Annotated in this window: 19 protein-coding genes; 8 read left to right on the forward strand and 11 right to left on the reverse strand. The window is 61.0% G+C overall.

Going from position 1 to position 20,145, the window contains the following annotated elements; genetic code table 11:
• Positions 1-115: 115 nt before the first annotated feature.
• The 6 genes from ABV589_RS01350 to ABV589_RS01375 all read right to left on the reverse strand — a co-directional run bounded on the left by ABV589_RS01350 (position 116) and on the right by ABV589_RS01375 (position 7,089).
• On the reverse strand, positions 116-889 hold the full coding sequence (locus tag ABV589_RS01350) for an enoyl-CoA hydratase (RefSeq protein ID WP_367084560.1): 774 nt from the start codon (positions 887-889) through the stop codon (positions 116-118).
• A gap of 15 nt (positions 890-904) precedes the next feature.
• Entirely contained in the window at positions 905-2,032 is a 1,128-nt protein-coding gene (locus ABV589_RS01355) for an acyl-CoA dehydrogenase (RefSeq protein WP_007918873.1), read from the reverse strand.
• 146 nt (positions 2,033-2,178) lie between these two features.
• Positions 2,179-3,372, reverse strand: coding sequence for an acetyl-CoA C-acyltransferase (locus tag ABV589_RS01360; protein WP_367084561.1), 1,194 nt, complete (start codon positions 3,370-3,372; stop codon positions 2,179-2,181).
• 12 nt (positions 3,373-3,384) lie between these two features.
• Positions 3,385-4,146: an SDR family NAD(P)-dependent oxidoreductase gene (locus ABV589_RS01365; protein ID WP_367084562.1), complete on the reverse strand. Its 762-nt coding sequence runs from the start codon at positions 4,144-4,146 to the stop codon at positions 3,385-3,387.
• A 15-nt stretch (positions 4,147-4,161) separates the two neighbouring features.
• The gene (locus tag ABV589_RS01370) at positions 4,162-5,826 is read right to left on the reverse strand and encodes an AMP-binding protein (protein WP_367084563.1); all 1,665 of its coding nucleotides are present in this window, start codon (positions 5,824-5,826) and stop codon (positions 4,162-4,164) included.
• A gap of 246 nt (positions 5,827-6,072) precedes the next feature.
• Positions 6,073-7,089, reverse strand: coding sequence for an AraC family transcriptional regulator (locus ABV589_RS01375; protein ID WP_367084564.1), 1,017 nt, complete (start codon positions 7,087-7,089; stop codon positions 6,073-6,075).
• Positions 7,090-7,391: 302 nt separating this feature from the next.
• On the opposite strand from ABV589_RS01375, the gene efeU reads away from it, so the two are divergent.
• From efeU to efeO (ABV589_RS01395), 4 genes are read left to right on the forward strand one after another with little or no spacing between them, the layout of a single operon-like run.
• Positions 7,392-8,240, forward strand: a complete 849-nt coding sequence (gene efeU, locus ABV589_RS01380; protein ID WP_367084565.1) for an iron uptake transporter permease EfeU — start codon at positions 7,392-7,394, stop codon at positions 8,238-8,240.
• A gap of 8 nt (positions 8,241-8,248) precedes the next feature.
• Complete coding sequence (gene efeO, locus ABV589_RS01385) at positions 8,249-9,448, forward strand: iron uptake system protein EfeO (RefSeq protein WP_367084566.1); 1,200 nt, start codon at positions 8,249-8,251, stop codon at positions 9,446-9,448.
• Positions 9,449-9,465: 17 nt separating this feature from the next.
• A complete protein-coding gene (efeB, locus tag ABV589_RS01390) occupies positions 9,466-10,764 on the forward strand; it encodes an iron uptake transporter deferrochelatase/peroxidase subunit (protein ID WP_367084567.1) in 1,299 nt (432 codons plus the stop codon).
• A gap of 25 nt (positions 10,765-10,789) precedes the next feature.
• On the forward strand, positions 10,790-11,614 hold the full coding sequence (gene efeO, locus ABV589_RS01395) for an iron uptake system protein EfeO (RefSeq protein ID WP_108589789.1): 825 nt from the start codon (positions 10,790-10,792) through the stop codon (positions 11,612-11,614).
• A 132-nt stretch (positions 11,615-11,746) separates the two neighbouring features.
• Here efeO (ABV589_RS01395) and pssA read toward each other — a convergent pair whose 3' ends face one another.
• Positions 11,747-13,090, reverse strand: a complete 1,344-nt coding sequence (gene pssA / locus ABV589_RS01400) for a CDP-diacylglycerol--serine O-phosphatidyltransferase (protein WP_367084568.1) — start codon at positions 13,088-13,090, stop codon at positions 11,747-11,749.
• A 205-nt stretch (positions 13,091-13,295) separates the two neighbouring features.
• On the opposite strand from pssA, the gene ABV589_RS01405 reads away from it, so the two are divergent.
• Both ABV589_RS01405 and ABV589_RS01410 read left to right on the forward strand, forming a co-directional pair.
• Entirely contained in the window at positions 13,296-13,859 is a 564-nt protein-coding gene (locus ABV589_RS01405; protein ID WP_096796073.1) for a TetR family transcriptional regulator, read from the forward strand.
• A 56-nt stretch (positions 13,860-13,915) separates the two neighbouring features.
• Positions 13,916-14,395, forward strand: a complete 480-nt coding sequence (locus ABV589_RS01410) for a nuclear transport factor 2 family protein (RefSeq protein ID WP_098963977.1) — start codon at positions 13,916-13,918, stop codon at positions 14,393-14,395.
• Positions 14,396-14,528: 133 nt separating this feature from the next.
• Here the strand turns inward: ABV589_RS01410 and sfnG are convergent, their stop codons facing one another.
• The gene (gene sfnG, locus ABV589_RS01415; protein ID WP_367084569.1) at positions 14,529-15,611 is read right to left on the reverse strand and encodes a dimethylsulfone monooxygenase SfnG; all 1,083 of its coding nucleotides are present in this window, start codon (positions 15,609-15,611) and stop codon (positions 14,529-14,531) included.
• A 357-nt stretch (positions 15,612-15,968) separates the two neighbouring features.
• Between sfnG and ABV589_RS01420 the strand changes: the two genes are divergently transcribed.
• Positions 15,969-16,748, forward strand: a complete 780-nt coding sequence (locus ABV589_RS01420) for a TSUP family transporter (protein ID WP_367084570.1) — start codon at positions 15,969-15,971, stop codon at positions 16,746-16,748.
• Here the strand turns inward: ABV589_RS01420 and nudC are convergent.
• From nudC to ABV589_RS01435, 3 genes are all read right to left on the reverse strand, one after another.
• A complete protein-coding gene (gene nudC, locus ABV589_RS01425; protein WP_367084571.1) occupies positions 16,716-17,546 on the reverse strand; it encodes an NAD(+) diphosphatase in 831 nt (276 codons plus the stop codon). The two genes, ABV589_RS01420 and nudC, sit on opposite strands and share 33 nt — an antisense overlap.
• A gap of 6 nt (positions 17,547-17,552) precedes the next feature.
• Positions 17,553-18,365, reverse strand: a complete 813-nt coding sequence (locus tag ABV589_RS01430; protein ID WP_367084572.1) for a crotonase/enoyl-CoA hydratase family protein — start codon at positions 18,363-18,365, stop codon at positions 17,553-17,555.
• Between the two features lie 215 nt (positions 18,366-18,580).
• Entirely contained in the window at positions 18,581-19,354 is a 774-nt protein-coding gene (locus ABV589_RS01435; RefSeq protein ID WP_367084573.1) for a class I SAM-dependent methyltransferase, read from the reverse strand.
• Positions 19,355-19,529: 175 nt separating this feature from the next.
• Here ABV589_RS01435 and ABV589_RS01440 point away from each other — a divergent pair, with 175 nt between their 5' ends.
• On the forward strand, positions 19,530-20,063 hold the full coding sequence (locus ABV589_RS01440; protein ID WP_367084574.1) for a tetratricopeptide repeat protein: 534 nt from the start codon (positions 19,530-19,532) through the stop codon (positions 20,061-20,063).
• Positions 20,064-20,145: the final 82 nt, after the last annotated feature.

Genomic DNA, 20,145 nt, shown 5'->3' on the forward strand with positions numbered 1-20,145 from the left:
CCTTCGGCAGCTCCTACAGGACAACGGTGTAGGAGCTGCCGAAGGCTGCGATCTTTTGATGTTGCCTCAAAAGCTTCGCGAGCAAGCTCGCGAAGACGTCAGCCAGGACGATGCATTACTTACCGGTAAACTCCGGCGCACGTTTAGCCACAAACGCCGCCATCCCTTCCTTCTGATCCTGCGTGGCAAACGCCGCGTGGAACACCCGGCGCTCAAAGCGCACACCTTCAGTCAGATTGACCTCGAACGCGCGATTGACGCTTTCCTTGACCATCATCGCAATCGGCAGCGATTTGCTGGCGATCACTGCCGCCACCTTCAGCGCCTCGTCGAGCAATTCATCGCTCGGCACGATCCGCGCAACGATGCCGCAACGCTCGGCTTCCGCCGCATCGATCATCCGCCCGCTGAGGCACATTTCCATGGCCTTGGCCTTGCCCACGGCGCGGGTCAGGCGCTGGGTGCCGCCCATGCCCGGGAGCACGCCGAGGTTGATTTCCGGTTGACCGAATTTGGCGTTGTCACCGGCCAGGATGAAGTCGCACATCAACGCCAGTTCGCAACCGCCACCAAGGGCGAAACCGTTGACCGCAGCGATGATCGGCTTGCGCCGGTTAGCCACGCGGTCGCTGTCGCTGAACAGATCATCCATGTAGATCTGCGGGTAGGTCAGCTCGGCCATTTCCTTGATGTCGGCGCCGGCAGCGAAGGCTTTTTTCGAACCGGTGATGACGATGCAACCGATGTTCGCATCCGCTTCCAGGCCGTCGAGGGCATGATTCACTTCGCTGACCAGTTGCGCGTTCAGGGCATTCAGCGCCTGTGGGCGGTTGAGGGTGATCAGGCCGACGCGGCCGTGGTTTTCCAGCAGAATCGTTTCGTAAGTCATGGGCAAGATTCCTTGTCAGAGATTGCGCGAAATAACCATGCGCTGAATGTCGCTGGTGCCTTCGTAGATCTGGCAGACGCGCACGTCGCGGTAGATGCGTTCCAGCGGGAAATCGTTGAGGTAACCGTAACCGCCCAGCGTCTGCAACGCCATCGAGCAGACCTTCTCGGCCATTTCCGAGGCGAACAGTTTGGCCATCGAGGCCTCGACCAGCGCCGGCTGACCGCTGTCACGCAGGGCCGCGGCGTAATGCACCATCTGCCGGGCGACGGCGATCTGCGTGGCCATGTCGGCGAGGCGGAAAGCCACGGCCTGGTGCTCGATGATCGGCTTGCCAAAGGTGTCGCGCTCACGTGCATAGTCGCGGGCCGCTTCGAACGCGGCGCGGGCCATGCCCACTGATTGCGAGGCGATGCCGACCCGCCCGCCTTCGAGGTTGGCCAGGGCGATCTTGTAGCCTTCGCCCTCCTCACCCAAGCGGTTGGCGACCGGCACTTTGACGTCTTCAAACAGAATCTGGCAGGTGTCGGAGGCGTGCTGACCGAGCTTGTCCTCGACCCGGGCGACTTTATATCCCGGCGAATCGGTGGGCACGATAAACGCCGTGATGCCGCGCTTGCCGGCACTCGGATCGGTCACCGCAAACACGATCACGATCCCGGCGTTCTGCCCGGAAGTGATGAACTGTTTGCAGCCGTTGAGCACGTAATGATCGCCCTCAAGACGCGCGCGGGTTTTCAGGCTGCTGGCATCGGAACCGGCCTGCGGTTCGGTCAAGGCGAAGGCGCCGAGCATGGCGCCGCTGGCCAGCGGTTTGAGGAAGCGTTCGCGCTGATCGTCGTTGCCGAACTTGAGGATCGGCACGCAGCCGACTGAGTTGTGCACGCTCATGATGGTCGAGCAGGCGCCGTCGCCGGCGGCGATTTCTTCCAGGGCCATGGCGTACGCCAGGTAACCGGTGTCACAACCGCCCCACTGCTCTGGCACCAGCATGCCGAAAAAGCCCAGTTCGGCCATTTCGCCGATGGCTTCCTTGGGGAAACGATGCTCGCGGTCCCACTCGGCGGCGAACGGTTTCAGCCGTTCCTCGGCGAACTGCCGGGCCATGTCGCGGATCTGAGTCTGGTCTTCGTTGGGAATCATGGTGAATCCTTAACTTAAATCCGGGTTACCACACATAACCCTGTGGGAGCTGGCTTGCCAGCGATGGGGCCGTGTCAGTAAACATATTGGCTGTTTGACCCACCGCATCGCGGGCAAGCCCGCTCCCACAGGGTCCGTTGCCAACGTTAATACACGCATTCCACGGCCATCGCCGTGGCTTCACCGCCGCCGATGCAGATCGCCGCGATCCCGCGCTTCAAGTTTTTCTGGCGCAGGGCCGAGAGCAGCGTCACCAGAATCCGCGCGCCCGAGGCGCCGATCGGATGGCCCAGGGCGCAGGCGCCGCCGTGCACGTTGAGTTTGTCGTGGGGGATTTCCAGGTGAGTCATCGCCGCCATCGCCACCACGGCAAACGCTTCGTTGATCTCAAACAGATCGACCTCGTTCAACGCCCAACCAGTCTTCTTCACCAGCTTCTTGATCGCGCCAATCGGCGCCACCGGGAACAGGCCCGGCGTATCGGCAAACGCCGCGTGACCGTGAATCACCGCCAGCGGTTTAAGCCCGAGTTTTTGCGCTTGCGACTGGCGCATCAGCACCAGCGCCGCCGCGCCGTCGGAGATTGAGCTGGAGTTGGCCGCCGTCACCGTGCCGCCTTCGCGGAACGCCGGTTTCAGCGAGGCGACCTTGTCCAGTTTGGCTTTCGGCGGCTGCTCGTCGTTGCTGATGAGCACCTGCTCCTTGCCGACGGTCACGCTCAGCGGCACGATCTCGGCCTTGAAGCTGCCGTCCTTGATCGCCTGCTGGGCGCGGGTGGTCGAAGCGATGGCAAAGGCATCCTGGGCTTCGCGGCTGAAGTCATTGGTTTCGGCGCAGTCCTCGGCGAAGGTGCCCATCAGGCGGCCCTTGTCGTAGGCGTCTTCGAGGCCGTCGAGGAACATCGAGTCGAGCACCCGGCCATGGCCCATGCGGTAACCGGCGCGGGCGCGGTCCAGCAGATACGGCGAGTTGGACATGCTCTCCATGCCGCCGGCGATCACCACATCGGCGCTGCCGGCCAGCAGCATGTCGTGGGCCAGAATGGTGGTTTCCATGCCCGAGCCGCACATCTTGTTGACCGTGGTGCAACGGGTGGATTTATCCAGCCCGGCACCCAGTGCTGCCTGACGCGCCGGTGCCTGACCGAGGCCAGCGGGCAATACGCAACCGAACAGCACTTCATCAACCGCGTCGCTGGCAACGCCGGCGCGTTCAACCGCAGCCTTGATCGCCGCAGCGCCGAGTTGCGGTGCGGTGAGGCTTTTCAGTTCGCCCTGAAAACCGCCCATCGGGGTGCGGACGGCGCTGACGATAACAATCGGATCGTTGGAAATGGTCATGACAAATCCTCCTTACTTGGCGGCCATGCGCAAGGCGCCGTCGAGACGGATCACCTCACCGTTGAGCATGCTGTTTTCGATGATATGCCGAACCAGTGCGGCGTACTCGGCTGGTTTCCCAAGGCGCGGCGGGAACGGTACGCCGGCGGCCAGCGAGTCGCGCACTTCCGGGGTCATGCCGGCCATCATCGGGGTTTCGAAAATGCCCGGGGCGATGGTCATCACGCGGATGCCGAAGCGCGCCAGTTCGCGGGCGGCCGGCAGGGTCAGGCTGGCAATCGCGCCCTTGGAGGCGGAATACGCGGCCTGGCCGATCTGGCCGTCGAACGCCGCCACCGACGCGGTATTGATGATCACGCCGCGCTCGCCGTCGGCATTGGCTTCGCTCTCGGCGATGGCCGCAGCCGCCAGTCGCAGCATGTTGAAGCTGCCGATCAGGTTGACGTTGATCACCTGAGCGAAGCTGGACAGTGCATGCGGGCCGTTCTTGCCGAGGATCTTCTCGCCGCGAACGATGCCGGCGCAATTGACCAGGCCATTGAGACTGCCAAAGGCTTTGAGCGTGGCCTGCACCGCCGCTTCCGCTGCGGCTTCGTTGCTGATATCGGCGACAACACTTTGCGCGCCGAGGCGCTGAGCCTGGGCAGCGACGGCTTCGGCATTCATGTCCACCAGCATCACTTTGGCGCCGACACTGACCAGCAATTCAGCGCTGGCTGCACCGAGGCCGGAGGCGCCGCCGGTGACGATAAAAACCTTGTTCTCGATCTGCATGACTGACTTCCTGATTCAAGCTGAAACGTTGTGCGCCGCGGCCTCTTGAGCCTTGGCGATTTCCTGGTTGCGCAAGATAAAGCGCTGCAATTTGCCGCTTGGGGTTTTCGGCAATTCGCTGACAAATTCAATTTCCCGCGGGTACGAATGCGCGGCCAGACGTTTGCGCACGTGCTGGCGCAGCTCCTCGGCCAACGCCGGTTCGGCGCGGTATTGCGGGTTGAGCACAACGAAGGCCTTGACCAGTTCGGTGCGCTCCAGATCGGGCTTGCCGACCACGGCGGCTTCGACCACCGCCGGGTGCTCGATCAGCGCGCTCTCGACGTCGAACGGGCCGACGCGATAACCGGAGGTGGTGATCACGTCATCACTGCGGCCGACGAAGCTGATGCTGCCGTCCGGGTTCCACTCCACGGTGTCGCCGCTGAGGTAGTAATCGCCGACGAAAGCTTTGGTCGGCACGCCTTGGTAACCGCCGAACCAGCACATCGGCGACTGGGTGCGGTCGATGGCGAGAATGCCCGGCTGGCCGACGCCGAGTTCGTTGTACTGCTCGTCGAGCACCACGATGCGATGCCCCGGCGAGGCGAAGCCGGCGGCACCAAGGTGAATCGGGTGCTGCAGACCGTGGTGGTTGCACAGGACCATGCCCAGTTCGGTCTGGCCGTAATGGTCGTGAATCACCACGCCGAGGTTATCGGCGAACCAGCGGATCACTTCCGGGTTGAGCGGCTCGCCAGCGCTGCTGACAATGCGCAGCTTGCCCTTGATCGACTTGGCGAACTCGTTGCCACCGGCAATCAGCAAGCGGTACGCGGTCGGCGAGCCGGTGAGATTGGTAATGCCGTATTTGTTGATCACCCGGCAAGTGCTTTCGAGGGTGAACGGGCCATCGTAAAAGGTGATCGGATGCCCCATCGACAGCGGGCCGGTGACGCCGAAATAGATGCCGTAGGCCCAGCCCGGATCGGCGACGTTCCAGAACGAATCTTCAGGACGCAGATCCACCGCGTCGCGGGTGTAGCTCTGGAACGCAACGATCGCCTTGAGCGGCACTGACAGCGCTTTCGACGGGCCGGTGGTGCCCGAGGTGAACATCAGCAGGAACGGGTCTTCGCCGCTCAGCAGCACCGGCTCGCAGACATTGGAATAGTTGGCCAGCTCGGCCCAGAAACTGAAATCGCCACGGACGATGCCCTGACCTTTCGCGCCGCCGACGGTGACGATGGTCGGGCAATCGCTGACTTCAGCGAGTTTCGGCCGGTTGACCGCGTCGGTGACCACCACTTTGGCGCCGGAACTGTTCAGGCGATGCTCGATGGCCTTGGGGCCGAACGCGGTGAACAGCGGCTGATACACCGCGCCGATGCGCCAGGTGGCGAATACGGTGATGAGCAATTCGATGTTGCGTGGCAGCAGACCGGCGACCTTGTCGCCCTTCTGCACGCCTTGTTCGAGAAGGAAATTGGCGAAACGCGCGGCTTGGTCTTGCAGCTCGCTGAAGGTGTACGTGGCACTGGCGCCGTCGCGGCCCTCCCAGAACAGCGCAATGCGCCCCGGCAAGGCGTGGCGGTCGCAACATTCGACGCAGGCGTTGAGCGCCTCCAGCGTGCCGCTGAGCGCAGCGTCCACGGTGTGCTGATAGTTGAACTGTTCGGTGGCAGACAAGTAATCGCGCATTGCCAGAATCCCTCTGTGTTTTTATTAGGCTGGGAACCGTAAACAACACAGGGATAGTCGCGCTGCGGCGCTAAGGCGGCAATGGTCAAAGCCATCAAAGTGGCTGACTGGTTTGGCCAAGGTTCAAAAGATGCGTTGTCCTGACTGGCCCTATCGCTGGCAAGCCAGCTCCCACAGTGTTAGCGCAAAATCTGTGGGAGCTGGCTTGCCAGCGATGGCGCCGTGCCAGACGACAGATACTCTGAATCAGACCGCTTCGTTAAGGATCAACGTACGGTAATGCCCAGGATTGGACCCCGACCACTTGCGAAATGCCTTGTAGAACGAACTCGCATCGGCGAACCCCAGCCGCGTGGCGATCTCGACGAAGCTGATCGACGGCTCCGCCAGCCAGGTGATCGCCAGTTCCTTGCGCACGCTGTCCTTGAGGCCTTGATAAGTCTGGCCTTCCTCGGACAAACGCCGGCGCAGGGTCGAGGCGGACATGCAGAGTTGTTGCGCCAAGGCTTCTGTCTCCGGCCACTGTTCGGCGGGCAACTGGCGCAGGTCCTGTTTGATCCGGCTGGCAAGACTTTCCGGGTCGCGGTACTTCACCAGAATGTTCGCCGGCGCATGGGCCAAAAAGCGTTTCAGTTCCTCGGCTGTACGCTTGATCGGCAGATCGAGACAGTCAGCGGCGAAGATCATCCGCGTACGCGGACGCTCGAAACGCAGGTTTTCCGAGAACATCACCCGGTAATCGTCGCAGAAATCCGGCTCGGCGCAGCGCAGTTCGATCGCCAGAATCGGAATCCGCCGCCCCGCCAGCCAGCAGGCCACGCCGTGGACGATCATCCAGTAGGTGAAATAGGTAAAGGCGCGGCGCGGTTCGGGATCGTCTTCGAGCAGGACGATTTCGGCAAGGCTTTGTTGGTGAACCAGTTGCGCGGGCATTTTCTCCAGCATCAGCGAGAGGAAATTCAGCCCCGTGTTCAGCCCGGCGGCCAGGCTGGGTTGCGCCATGGCGCTGCGGCAAAGGAATTCGAGGCTGCCGGACCTGAGTCGGCGCGGATCCATACCGAAAAACTCGTCATCGCCGCGCCGGGCCAGCAATCGCCAGAGTTTCGCGTATTGCGATGCGGGCACCCGCCCCTGTTCGCTGTGCAGAAGGGCCGGAGCAATCCCGACCTTGTTCAAGACTTCATCCGTGGCCACGCCCGGGGCACAACTTTGCAGCAGTGCTTCACGCACCAGTTGCACGGCGATGGTGTCTTTTTCCGACATGGAGCGAGGCAGACCTTGTTGTTTTCGGGTGAGGGGCATCTTAACGCAGGATGCGAATCCAGCACGAATCCCCTGTAGGAGCTGCCGCAGGCTCGGGCCGCGATCGGACGATCTTTTGACTTTGACTTTAAAAAACAAGATCAAAAGATCGCAGCCTTCGGCAGCTCCTACAGGGGTTATGTGTGGGGCGAAAAACATGCCGTTCAGCGAATGTTCAGGTAAATGTCAAGCATCCCCATTTGGGAATGAGTGTCATTATGTTACAACTTAGCCACCTATCTAAATCATTCGTGGTTGCCGCAATGCTCGTTCCCTTTCTGATCATGCTGCGTGAAGGCATTGAAGCCGCGCTGATCGTTGGCATCATCGCCAGCTACCTGCAACAGACCGGCCGTGGCCAATGGATGCCGGCGGTGTGGATCGGCGTGTTTCTCGCCGCTGCGCTGGCGCTGCTGGTGGGTGGTGGTCTGGAACTGGTCAGCGCCGAATTCCCACAGAAACAGCAGGAGTTGTTCGAAGGCGTTGTCGGACTGGTCGCGGTGGGCATTCTCAGTTCGATGGTGTTCTGGATGCGCAAGGTCGCGCGGTCGATCAAGCATTCGTTGCAGGCCTCGCTGGATCACGCCCTGACTTCTTCAAAGCATCAGGTGATCGCGCTGATCGCCATGGTGTTCTTCGCCGTGGCTCGCGAAGGTCTGGAAACCGTGTTCTTCCTGCTCGCCGTGTTCCAGCAGAGCGAAGGCCCGGGCGCGCCGATCGGTGCCCTGCTCGGCCTGGTGCTGGCAATCGTCGTCGGCTTCCTGATCTACAGCGGCAGCATGCGCCTGAACCTGTCGGCGTTCTTCAAGTGGACCGGGTTGTTCATTCTGGTGGTCGCCGCCGGGATCCTTGCCAATTCGGTGCAGGCCCTGCATGAAGCCGGCCTGTGGAATCACTTGCAAACCGTGCTGTTCGATTTCAGCGCGACGTTGCCGATGGACGGCCCGCTGGGTTCGGTGCTGGCCGGCATGTTCGGTTATCAGGATGCGCCGACCGTCAGCACCCTCGGTGCGTATCTGATCTATCTGGTGCTGGCGCTGGTGGTGTTTTTCTACCCCGCCGCGCCTGCTGCGCCCAAGCCAGCCAAATCGTCTTCCGTTTCCAGCCAATAAGGGCATCCATGTCAAAGCCTAATACTCCCCAGGCCTCTCCTCCCCGCGCCTTGCGCTGGGCGGTGGCCGGTTCGGTGGTCGTGATGATTGCCGCCGGTGGCCTGTTCTACTACGCCTCGAAAATGGCCGCGGCCAAGCGTCAGCACAACCATGACGAAGTGGTGGTCAACATCAACGCTCACAGCTGCGAGCCGAACGAGCTGACGGTTCCCGCCGGCCGCGCCAGTTTCCGCATCGTCAACCGCTCCGACCGGGCGGTGGAGTGGGAAATTCTCGACGGCGTGCTGGTGATCGAGGAGCGCGAAAACATCGCCCCGGGCCTGAGCCAGGTGATCAACGCCAACCTGCAACCCGGCGACTACGCGATCACGTGTGGCCTGCTGAGCAACCCTCGCGGCGTGCTGCACGTGACGCCGACGGCGGCCTCCGATGCCGCTGCGAAAGCCAAGCCATCGATGGTCGCCTTTGTCGGGCCGCTGTCGGAGTTCCGCGTGTATCTGGCGAGCCAGAGCAGCGCACTGATCAAAGCTGTGACTGCGCTCAACGACGCAGTTGCCAGCGGCGATCTGGCCCAGGCGCAAGCGTTGTACTTGCCGGCGCGCGCCGCCTATCAGCGTCTGGCCCCGGCGGCGCAACGTCTGGCGGAACTGGACAACAGCATCAATGCCCGCGCCGACTACTTCGAGAAGCGCGAACAGGATCCGGCCTTCGTCGGCTTCCACCGCATCGAGTACGCGCTGTTCCAGCAACGCAAACTCGACGATCTGACGCCCATTGCCCAGCGCCTGCTGACCGACGTCACCACGCTCAAACAGCAACTGCTGGCCCAGTCGCTGCCGCCGGAACAATTGGTGAGCATCGTGGTGCGCAACCTCAACACCCTGGCCGATGTGCGCGCCGCCAGCGGTGAAGAGGAACGCTACAGCCACGCCGACCTCAACGGTTTTGCCGGCAATCTGGAGACCGCACACAAGGTCGTCGAATTGCTGCGGCCAATGTTGAGCAAATCGGCGCCGGACCTGCTGCCGAAAATCGACAGCGCACTGAGCGATTTCGACAACGTACTGAACAGCTTCAAGGTCAAGGACGGCTACGCGAGCTACGACACGGTCAGCGGCGAACAACGCAAACAGATCGCCGACAAGGCTCAGGCCCTGGCTGACGCTCTGGATGGCATCGATCCCGCCCTCGGCCTCTCCGGCCTGTAAGCAGAAGACGAATACCGATGAAAGATTTGCAAAACCTCGATCTGCAACGTCGCCGCCTGCTGATGGGCATGGGCGCTGCCGGTGTTGCGCTGGCCGGTTCGGCCCTGAGCTGCCCGGCCATGGCGGCGGCCCCGGCGCAAGTCACCGAAGCGCCGAGCAGCGACAAAACCGAAGACCGCCACGACTTCCACGGCGTGCACCAGACCGGCATCGTCACCCCGCGTCCGGCGTCCGGCATGTTCGTGTCGTTCGACGTGCTGGCCAGCGATCGCGAAGACCTCGAGCGGCTGTTCCGTACGCTCAACGAGCGCATCGCATTTCTGATGAAGGGCGGCCCGGTGGCGCAGATCGACCCGAAACTGCCGCCGCCGGATTCCGGCATCCTCGGCCCGGTGGTGACGCCGGACAACCTGACCATCACCGTCTCGGTGGGCGAGTCGCTGTTCGATGAGCGCTTTGGTCTGGCCGAAGCCAAACCAAAACGTCTGCAACGCATGGTCGGTTTCCCCAACGATGCGCTGGAGGCCGATTGCTGCCACGGCGACCTGAGCCTGCAATTCTGCTCGAACACCGCCGACACCAACATTCACGCCCTGCGCGACATCGTCAAGAACCTGCCGGACCTGCTGCTGGTGCGCTGGAAACAGGAAGGCAGCGTGCCACCGCAAGCCCCGGCCAAACCGGGGGTGCCGGCGCAATCGGCGCGCAACTTCCTGGGTTTCCGCGACGGCTCGGCCAATCCCGATTCCAACGACGCCAAAGCGATGGACAAGCTTGTCTGGGTGCAACCGGGCAGCGATGAACCGGCCTGGGCCGCGCACGGTAGCTATCAAGCGGTGCGGATCATCCGCAATTTCGTCGAGCGCTGGGACCGTACGCCGCTGCAGGAACAGGAAAGCATTATCGGCCGGGTCAAGACCACCGGCGCACCGATGGGCGCCAACCATGAAACCGAGGTCCCGGATTACAGCAAGGACCCGGAAGGCAAGCTGACCAAACTCGACGCGCACATTCGCCTGGCTAACCCGCGCACCGCCGCGAGCCAGGCCAACCTGATCCTGCGCCGGCCGTTCAACTACTCCAACGGCGTGAACAAGAACGGCCAGCTCGACATGGGCCTGCTGTTCATCTGCTACCAGGCCGATCTGGAAAAAGGCTTTATCACCGTGCAGACCCGGCTCAACGGCGAGCCGCTTGAGGAATACCTCAAACCGGTCGGCGGCGGTTACTTCTTCACCCTGCCGGGTGTCACGGGCGACAAGGATTTCATCGGTCGCTCGCTGCTCAACGCCACACAACCCAAAACAGCTGCATAACCATAAAAACCCTCGGAGCCGCTCCATGAAAAAGTCGCCACTCGCGTTATTGCTGACCCTCGGTTTGCTCAACACCCCGCTGTCGGCGTTCGCCGCGACGGCACCGCTGGATCTGGTCGGCCCGGTGTCGGATTACAAAATCTACGTCACCGAGCAACTGGATGAACTGGGCAGCCACACCAAACAGTTCACCGATGCGGTGAAAAAAGGTGATCTGGCCACCGCGCAAAAGCTCTACGCGCCGACGCGCGTGTATTACGAGTCGATCGAGCCGATTGCCGAGCTGTTCAGTGACCTGGATGCGTCCATCGATTCGCGCGTCGACGACCACGAAAAAGGCGTGAAGGCTGAAGACTTCACCGGATTTCACCGCCTCGAATATTCGCTGTTCTCGGAGAAGACCACTGAAGGCCTGACCGCCCTGGCAGACAAGCTGGATAGCGACGTCAAAGACCTGCAGACCCGCGTCGCCGGCCTGACCTTCCCGCCGGAGAAAGTCGTCGGGGGTGCTGCTGCTTTGCTGGAAGAGGTTGCCGCGACCAAGATCTCCGGTGAAGAAGACCGTTACAGCCACACTGACCTGTACGACTTCCAGGGCAACATCGACGGCGCGAAGAAAATCGTCGACCTGTTCCGTCCGCAGATCGAAAAACAGGACAAGGCGTTCGTCGCCAAAGTCGACAAGAACTTCGCCACCGTGGACAAGATCCTCGCCAAGTACAAGACCAAGGACGGTGGTTTCGAGACGTATGACAAGGTGAAGGATAACGATCGCAAGGCGCTGGTCGGGCCGGTGAATACCTTGGCGGAAGACCTGTCGACGTTGCGTGGCAAGCTGGGTCTGAACTGAGTTCATTGAGCGTCTAAGCAGGCCCCATCGCTGGCAAGCCAGCTCCCACAATGTTCTTGGTGTACACGATATTTGTGAATGACCGAGAATACTGTGGGAGCTGGCTTGCCAGCGATGGCATTTTCAGCGGCGCTAGAGAATCCGGTAGAGCAACCGCTCGATCCGCACCCGACTCACCCGCTTCAAAAACTTCGCCACCCCCGCCGGGTACTCCGGCAAGGTCTCCAGGCTCTGGAAGCTGGCGATCCGCGTGGTGTTGCGGAAGATCTCCTCCTGCTCCTTCGCCCGTGGCTCAAGCCACTCACCTTGCGGATCATCGATCAGCAGCGCGTTTTCAAGATCGAGACGGAACGCCCGTGGATTGAGGTTGTTGCCGGTCAGCAGCGTATAGCGCTGGTCGACCCACATGCCCTTGAGGTGGTAGCTGTTGTCGCCGTCCCGCCACAGGTGCAGGTTCAACTGGCCGCTGTCGATGTTGCGCTGATGACGCTTGGCGAAGCGCCGCAGGCTGATTTCGTACAGGTATGGCAGCGCCGCAATCACCTTGAACGGCTCGCTCGGCGGAATGTAGAAATCGTTGGCGGTCTTGTCGCCGACCACGATGTCGATCTTCACCCCACGGGCCAGCGCACGGTTGACCTCGCGGATGATCGGCAGCGGCAGGTTGAAGTACGGTGTGCAGATGGTCAGCTGCTGTTGCGCACTGGCGATCAGCTCGACAATCACCCGGTTCAACGGGTTGTTCTTGCCCACGCCCAACAATGGGCTCACTGACAGACCGCTGTGCGCGGTGCTGCCGGCGCTGGTGTCGTACGCCGCATATTTGAGGCGGCTACGCAGGTCGCCGATGTCGTTGCGCAGGCTGCGGGTGGTCGGCAGGTTGGGCAGGTCGAGGCGATGCACAGCCTTGGATTCGATCAGGCCGTGCTTGACCAGATGATGCATCGAGTCGGCCAGTTCGCGGCTGTGCAGCACGTGATAGCGGTCGAAACGGTACTTGTCGAACTTGTGCAGGTAGACGTTGTTCAGACTCGCGCCGCTGTAAACCACACAATCGTCGATCACAAAGCCTTTCAAATGCAGAACGCCGAACAGTTCGCGGGTCTGCACCGGCACGCCGTAGACCGGCACTTCGCTCTGATGGGTGCGGGTCATTTCCTGGTACCACGCCGAGTTGCCTGGCTGTTTGCCGGCACCGATCAGCCCGCGCTGGGCGCGCAGCCAGTCAACCACTACGACGATCTCCAGCTCCGGGCGCTTGAGCTTGGCGGCATGCAAGGCATCGAGGATTTCCTGACCGGCCTCGTCGTGCTGCAGATAGAGCGCAACGATGTAGATGCGCCGGGTCGCCTCGGCGATTTTCTCCAACAGGCAACGACGGAACTCGGCGGCGCCGGACAGAATCGTCACGGCCTCGGGAGTCAGCGGAAAGCTGCGCAGTTTGGGCAGCAAAGAGCGTTTGAAAAGCAACGGCATAGGGCTCGCAATGGGTCGAATCCGAAGAACCCGAGAGCTTACACCATCAACCGGTTCGGGTCTTGTGAGTGTCTGTAAAGAGATCAAAAGATCGCAGCCTGCGGCAGCTCCTACAGGGATCAGAGTAGGAGCTGCCGCAGGCTGCGATCTTTTGATCTTAAAAAACAGCTTGCGAAAGGAGAACGATCGTTCTACTGTTCGCCACATGAACGAAATCACTGACACATCGACCCGCGACATCATTCTGGATGTCACCGAAAAGTTGATCTACAAAAGTGGCATCGCGGCCACCGGCATGGATCTTCTGGTGAAAACCGCCGGCGTCTCCAGAAAAAGCATCTACCGCTACTTCGCCAACAAGGAGGAGCTGACCGTCGCTGCCCTGCAACGCCGCGATGTGCGCTGGATGCACTGGTACCGCAGCGCCGTCGATCAGGCCGAAACCCCGGCCGATCGCCTGCTCAACCTGTTTACCGTGCTCAAAAGCTGGTTCGCTTCGGAAGGTTTCCGTGGCTGTGCCTTCATCAATACCAGTGGCGAGACCGGCGATCCCGAAGACCCGGTGCGCCAGGTCGCCAAAGACCACAAACAGAAGCTGCTCGACTACCTGTGCGAGCTGTGTACCGAACATGGCGTCGAAGATCCGCAACGTCTGGCCAGACAATTGCTGATCCTGATTGACGGCGCCATTACCGTAGCGCTTGTGATGGGTGATCACAGTGCCGCTGATAATGCGCAATGCATGGCGCGTAAGTTATTGGACCTGTAACGCCTTAAATAAGCCTCAACCGTTGTTTAATCGTTAATTAGATCGGGAGACTGAAAATGTCGACTGCTGCCCAAGTGCGTCCGCCTTTACCGCCGTTCAACCGTGAATCGGCTATCGAAAAAGTACGTCTGGCCGAAGATGGCTGGAACTCCCGCGATCCCGAGAAGGTGTCGCTGGCCTACACCCTCGACACAAAATGGCGCAACCGCGCCGAGTTCGCCAACAACCGAGAGGAAGCCAAGGCCTTCCTGACCCGCAAATGGGCCAAGGAACTCGATTACCGCCTGATCAAGGAACTCTGGGCCTACTCCGACACGCGGATTGCCGTGCGTTACGCCTATGAATGGCATGACGATTCGGGCAACTGGTTCCGCTCCTACGGCAACGAAAACTGGGAGTTCGATGAGCACGGCCTGATGTTCCAGCGCTATGCCTGCATCAACGACATGCCGATCAAGGAAAGCGAGCGCAAGTTCCACTGGCCGCTGGGTCGGCGTCCGGATGATCATCCGGGGCTTTCCGACCTGGGTCTCTAAGTTCACATAACTCCCCCTGTAGGAGCTGCCGAAGGCTCGGGCCGCGATCGGACGATCTTTTGACTTTGATTTTTAGAAGCAAGATCAAAAGATCGCAGCCTTCGGCAGCTCCTACAGGGGGGATTGTGGTGTTTCAGGCTACTGCGGCAGTCTTTTCAGCCTCCAGTTCCCGCACCAGCGGCAACACCCGCTTGCCGAAATACTCCACCTCCTCCTGAAAGTGCAGAAACCCTGCCAACACCAGATCCACCCCCACCGCTTTCAACGCCACGATCCGCTCGGCAATCTGCTGTGGCGTGCCGATCAGGTTGGTCTTGAAGCCGTCGTTGTATTGCACCAGATCCTCGAAGGTCGATTTCGCCCAGTTGCCCTCACCTTCCGGTGACGCCCTGCCCGCTTGCTTCGCCGCGTCACCAAAGGCGTTCACCGCGTCCGGATCGGCCTGGTCGATGATCTGCGCCAGCACCGCGTGCGCCTCTTCTTCGGTGTCGCGGGCGATGACGAAAGCGTTGACGCCGATCTTCACCGAATGCTTGTTGGCCGCCGCTTTGGCCCGGATGTCATCGACCTGAGCCTTGATTCCTTCGACGCTGTTGCCGTTGGTGAAATACCAGTCCGAGACCCGCGCCGCCATGTCCCGTGCCGCACGGGAGCTGCCGCCCTGAAAGATTTCCGGGCGCCCGAGCGGCTTCGGTTTGAGGCTGTAATGGTCGAAACGGTAGAAGTCGCCGCGAAAGCTGAAGTTGTCCTGACTCCAGATCCCGCGCAACGAACGGATGAATTCCTCGGAACGCCGATAGCGCTCGTCGTGTTCCAGCCAGTGCTCGCCGATGGCCTGGAATTCGCCCTTGAACCAGCCGCTGACGATGTTCACCGCGATCCGGCCGTTGGTGAGTTGATCGATGGTCGCCAGTTGCTTGGCCGCCAGCGCCGGTTGCCATGGGCCGGGCAGAATCGCCGCGATCACCTTGAGTTTGCTGGTGGCGGCCAGCAGCGCATGACTGAACGCCACCGACTCATGCTGGAACTCGGCGCCGTAACCGGCGGTAAAGCGGATCTGCGTCAGGGCATATTCAAATCCGGCGGCCTCGGCGAGTTGCGCCAGTTTGCGGTTGTAGTCGATGCCCCAGTCGGTGCGCTGCTCGATCTTGCTGACCACCAGACCGCCACTGACGTTCGGCACCCAGTAGGCGAATTTCACGGCTTGCTTGCTCATTGGCGTGTCCTCGGGACATTGGGAAGGTCAGTGGGACAGAGCAGCAAGCGTGCCAGGCTTCGGGCGCCCGGTTTTATTGTGCTTGAGGCTGAAGAAGCTGCATTGCTGGAGGATGATTTGTTGTCGAGGTGTTGGTTGGGCAACAGTTGAATAGTTGGTGTCTGAGCTGACCTCATCGCTGGCAAGCCAGCTCCCACAGGTTTCCGGTATGTTCGCAAAATTTGTGTTCACTAGAGATCTCTGTGGGAGCTGGCTTGCCAGCGATGGGGCTTTACGGGTCGCCGCAACACTAGGAAATGAGTAACATGTCAGCCCTTCCCCGCAGCCCCTCTGCGCCCTGCCGAATAAGCCGATTCCATGCCTTTCGAACTCAGCGTTGACCTCACTACCCTGGCCGTTCTGGCCCTTGTCGCTTTCATTGCCGGTTTCATCGACGCCATCGCCGGTGGTGGCGGGCTGTTGACCACCCCGGCGCTGCTCACCGCCGGCCTGCCACCGCATCTGGTGCTGGGCACCAACAAACTGAGTTCGACCTTCGGTTCGGCCACCGCCAGTTTCACCTTCTACCGGCGCAAACTGTTCCACCCTCGGCAGTGGATGCACGCAATCGTCGGTACGCTGGTCGGCGCGCTCACCGGTGCCATCGTCGCGCACTACCTGCCGGCGGAATGGCTGAACAAGATGCTGCCGGTGATCGTCTTCGCCTGTGGCCTGTATCTGTTGTTCGGCGGTACGCCCAAGGCGCCGCTGGACAGCGATGCGCCGATCAAGAAGAAATGGCAGTCGAGCCAGGGCTTCAGCCTCGGTTTCTACGACGGTGTGGCCGGCCCCGGCACGGGCGCGTTCTGGACGGTCAGCAGCCTGCTGCTCTACCCGATCGACCTGGTCAAGGCCAGCGGTGTGGCGCGCAGCATGAACTTCGTCAGCAACATCGCGGCGCTGTCGGTGTTCGTGTTTTCCGGGCAGGTGGACTGGATCATCGGCCTGTGCATGGGCCTGTCGGTGATGGTCGGGGCGTTCTTCGGCGCGCGCACCGCGATCAGCGGCGGCGCCAAGTTCATTCGTCCGGTGTTCATCACCGTGGTGCTGGGGCTGACCGTGCGCCTAGCCTGGCAACACTGGTTCAGCGTGACCTAAGCGGCGCGCCACGTAGACGTCGATCAGGTAACGGGCAATCGATTTGGACGCCGGCAACGGCGGCAGATCGTGCACGTTGAACCACTGGGCGTCCTCGATCTCATCCTCCTGACAGACGATCTCGCCCCCGGCATATTCGGCATGGAAGCCGAGCATCATCGAATGCGGGAACGGCCAGCACTGGCTGCCCATGTACTGGATGTTCTTCACTTCGATGCTGACCTCCTCGCGCACCTCGCGAATCAGGCAATCCTCGGCCGACTCGCCCGGCTCGGCGAACCCGGCCAGCGTGCTGTAGACCCCGGTGACAAACCGCGGTGAACGCGCCAGCAGGATTTCGTCGTCGCGGGTGATCAGCACAATCATGCTCGGCGAAATGCGCGGATAACTGCGCAGATCACACGGCTGGCAATACATCGCCCGCTCACGCGGCACTTGGGTCATCGCCTGCCCACAGTTGCCGCAGTAGCGATGTTCGCGCGCCCATGTACCGATCTGCGCGGCATAACCCAGCACTTTGTAGATCGTGTGATCGCCATCGAGCATGAACGCCCGCAGGCCTTTCCAGTTGCAGCCCGGCACTTCACTGGAACTGCGCAGCTCCAGCAGATAGACCGGCTCGCCATCGAGGTGGCCGATGCCGTGTTCGGCGAGGATCGACAGGTCCTGACGCTTGAGCCATTCCCGCGGGAACAGTGCGCCGTTGTCATCGAACAGAAAGCCTTCGGGGCTGCGCGCCACGGCCCAGCCGCCGGGTTGATCGGTGTCCAGTACTGCAGTGGTCCAGCGAGCTGTCATGGTTTCTCAATCCAGAAATTCGGGTTTCTGTTTACTCATATGGGCGGCCATGGCCACGCGCAAGTCGGTGGATTGCAACATGGCGGCGTTCCAGGTGGCAACGTATTCGAGGCCGTCGTCGATGCGATGGTCGCGCATGTAGCTGATCATTTCCTTGGTGCCGGTAACCGCGATTGGCGATTTGCCGGCGATGTCGCGAGCAATGTCCATCACGCCTTCGAGCAGCAGCTCCTTGTCGGCGTAAACGCGATTGACCAGACCGATGCTGCGCGCCTCTTCGGCGCCAAAGGTGCGCCCGGTATAAGCCAGCTCACGCAGCATGCCGTCACCGATGATCCGTGGCAACCGTTGCAAAGTGCCAACATCGGCGGCCATGCCGATGTCGATTTCCTTGATCGAGAATTGCGCGTCTTCGGCGGCGTAGCGCATGTCGCACGCGGCGATCAGGTCAATCGCACCGCCGAGGCAATAGCCTTGAATCGCCGCCAGCACCGGTTTGCGGCAGTTGTCGACGGCGTTGAACGAGGCTTGCAGGGTGAGGATCTTGCGCCGCAGCAGGCGCGCGTTACGGCCGACGTCCTTGCCCAGTTCGTTGGCGACGCCGGCGAGCATCATCAGGTCGATGCCGGAGGAAAAATGTTTACCGTTGCCGCTCAGCACCACCACCCGCACTTCATCGGTGTCATCGATCCACTGGAAAATCTCGACGATCTCGCTCCAGAACGCGGCGTTCATCGAGTTGATCTTTTCCGGGCGATTGATCTGCACATGCGCGATGTTGTCGGCCAGTTCAACGCTGAAGGCGGTGTATTGAGTCATGGCAGTGATCCTTTACCGGGCAGAAAATGAGGCCCGAACTATAACAAGGCATCACGATGGCGGTTCGGCCAAATGCGGGACTGACTGCCACAAAGAATTCTGGCGCGCCTTGCTCCCTGTAGGAGCTGCCGAAGGCTGCGATCTTTTGATCTTCAAAGTCAAAAGATGGCAGCCTTCGGCAGCTCCTACAGGGTTTTGTATATGCAGCAAAAAATCTAAACGACCTTCACCGCCACATACGCCGCCGTCTCATAAGGCACCGTCAGCACATGCCGGCCACGCAACGCCGGTTCCGAGGCAATCAACGTGCGGATCTGCTCATCGACCTTGTCCCGCTGCGCCTGCGGCAATGCCGCGATGAAACTGGTGGAGCGCACCCGATTGAAGATCACGTCTTCCGGCGAGCCGGTGTGTCCATGATGAAACTGCTGTAGCTGCAGCGCCCCGAACGCCGGATGCGGAAACGCGTCGCGCCATTGGCCGGTGTAATAACGGGGCGTATCACCTTCCAGTGCATTGACGATCGCGTCAAGTTTCGGCACCCAGCTGACTTGCGTATCGCGCAGGTTCCAGATCAGCCCGAGCTTGCCGCCGGGCTTGAGTACCCGGGCGATCTCGGTCAAGGCTTCGTGTGTGGCGAACCAATGGAACGCCTGCGCACAGACCACCGCATCCACGGAGGCGTCGGGCAACGGCAGATCGGTCGCAGTACCGCTCACCGCCAGCACCTCGGGCCAGGCGGCGGACAATTTTTCCAGCATCTGCGCCACCGGCTCCACCGCAATCACCTGCGCGTCGGTGGCCGCCAGTCGCCCGGTGAACTTGCCGGTGCCGGCGCCCAGATCGATGACCGTCTTGTGACTGTCCAGGCCCAATGTCTGGGTCAACCATTGACTGACCTGCGGCGGGTAATCGGGGCGACCTTTGACGTAGGTGTCGGCGGCAGTCTTGTAGCCGGCGGCAGCGGAGTGATGGACCTGATCTTTCATGGCAGTTCCTCGTGTGTCAGCGCCGAGTCATGGCAAAGCGCTGGATGGACGGCAGGCGTTCCTGAGCATAGCGCCGTGATTTGCGCGTACCTTGAACAGAGCCTGACAAAGCAATGAATAAAATGCCGTGCTGTGGTGTTCAAAGTGAAACATAACCCTCTGTGGAGCCTTGCCCATGACTATCCGTTCCGTTATGTTCGCCGCCCCGTTGCTGCTGGTGGCCGCGTTATCCACGTCGATGGCATTTGCCAATGGTGATGAAAGCGCACCCGTGCAGAAGCCCAACTGCCCCAAAGGCCAAGTCTGGGACAGCAAATCGCAGAAATGCGTGCTGCAGACCAGCAGCGCCGTACCGGATGCCGATCGTACCGATTACGCCTACCGATTGGCCAAGGACGGTCGCTACGAAGAGGCCCTGGCCCTGCTCGACACCTTGAAACAACCGAACACCGCCAAGGCCCTCAACTATCGCGGTTACGCCACGCGAAAACTCGGGCGTACCGATGAAGGCATCGGCTATTACCTGCAATCGGTGAAACTCGATCCGCAGTACGCGCAAGTGCGTGAATACCTCGGTGAGGCCTATGTGATCAAAGGCCGCGTCGACCTGGCGCAGCAACAGTTGCAGCAGATCAAATCGATTTGCGGCACGTCCTGCGAGGAATACCAGGATCTGGCTGAAGCCATCAACGATTCATCGAAAACCTGAGATAGATAAAGGAACGCCATCATCGTCAGCGATCAGGCATTCAGAGCAGAACTCGGACAGCATCTGGCGCGACTGTGGCGCT

The sequence above is a fragment of the Pseudomonas sp. HOU2 genome (assembly GCF_040729435.1).
Lineage (GTDB): Bacteria > Pseudomonadota > Gammaproteobacteria > Pseudomonadales > Pseudomonadaceae > Aquipseudomonas.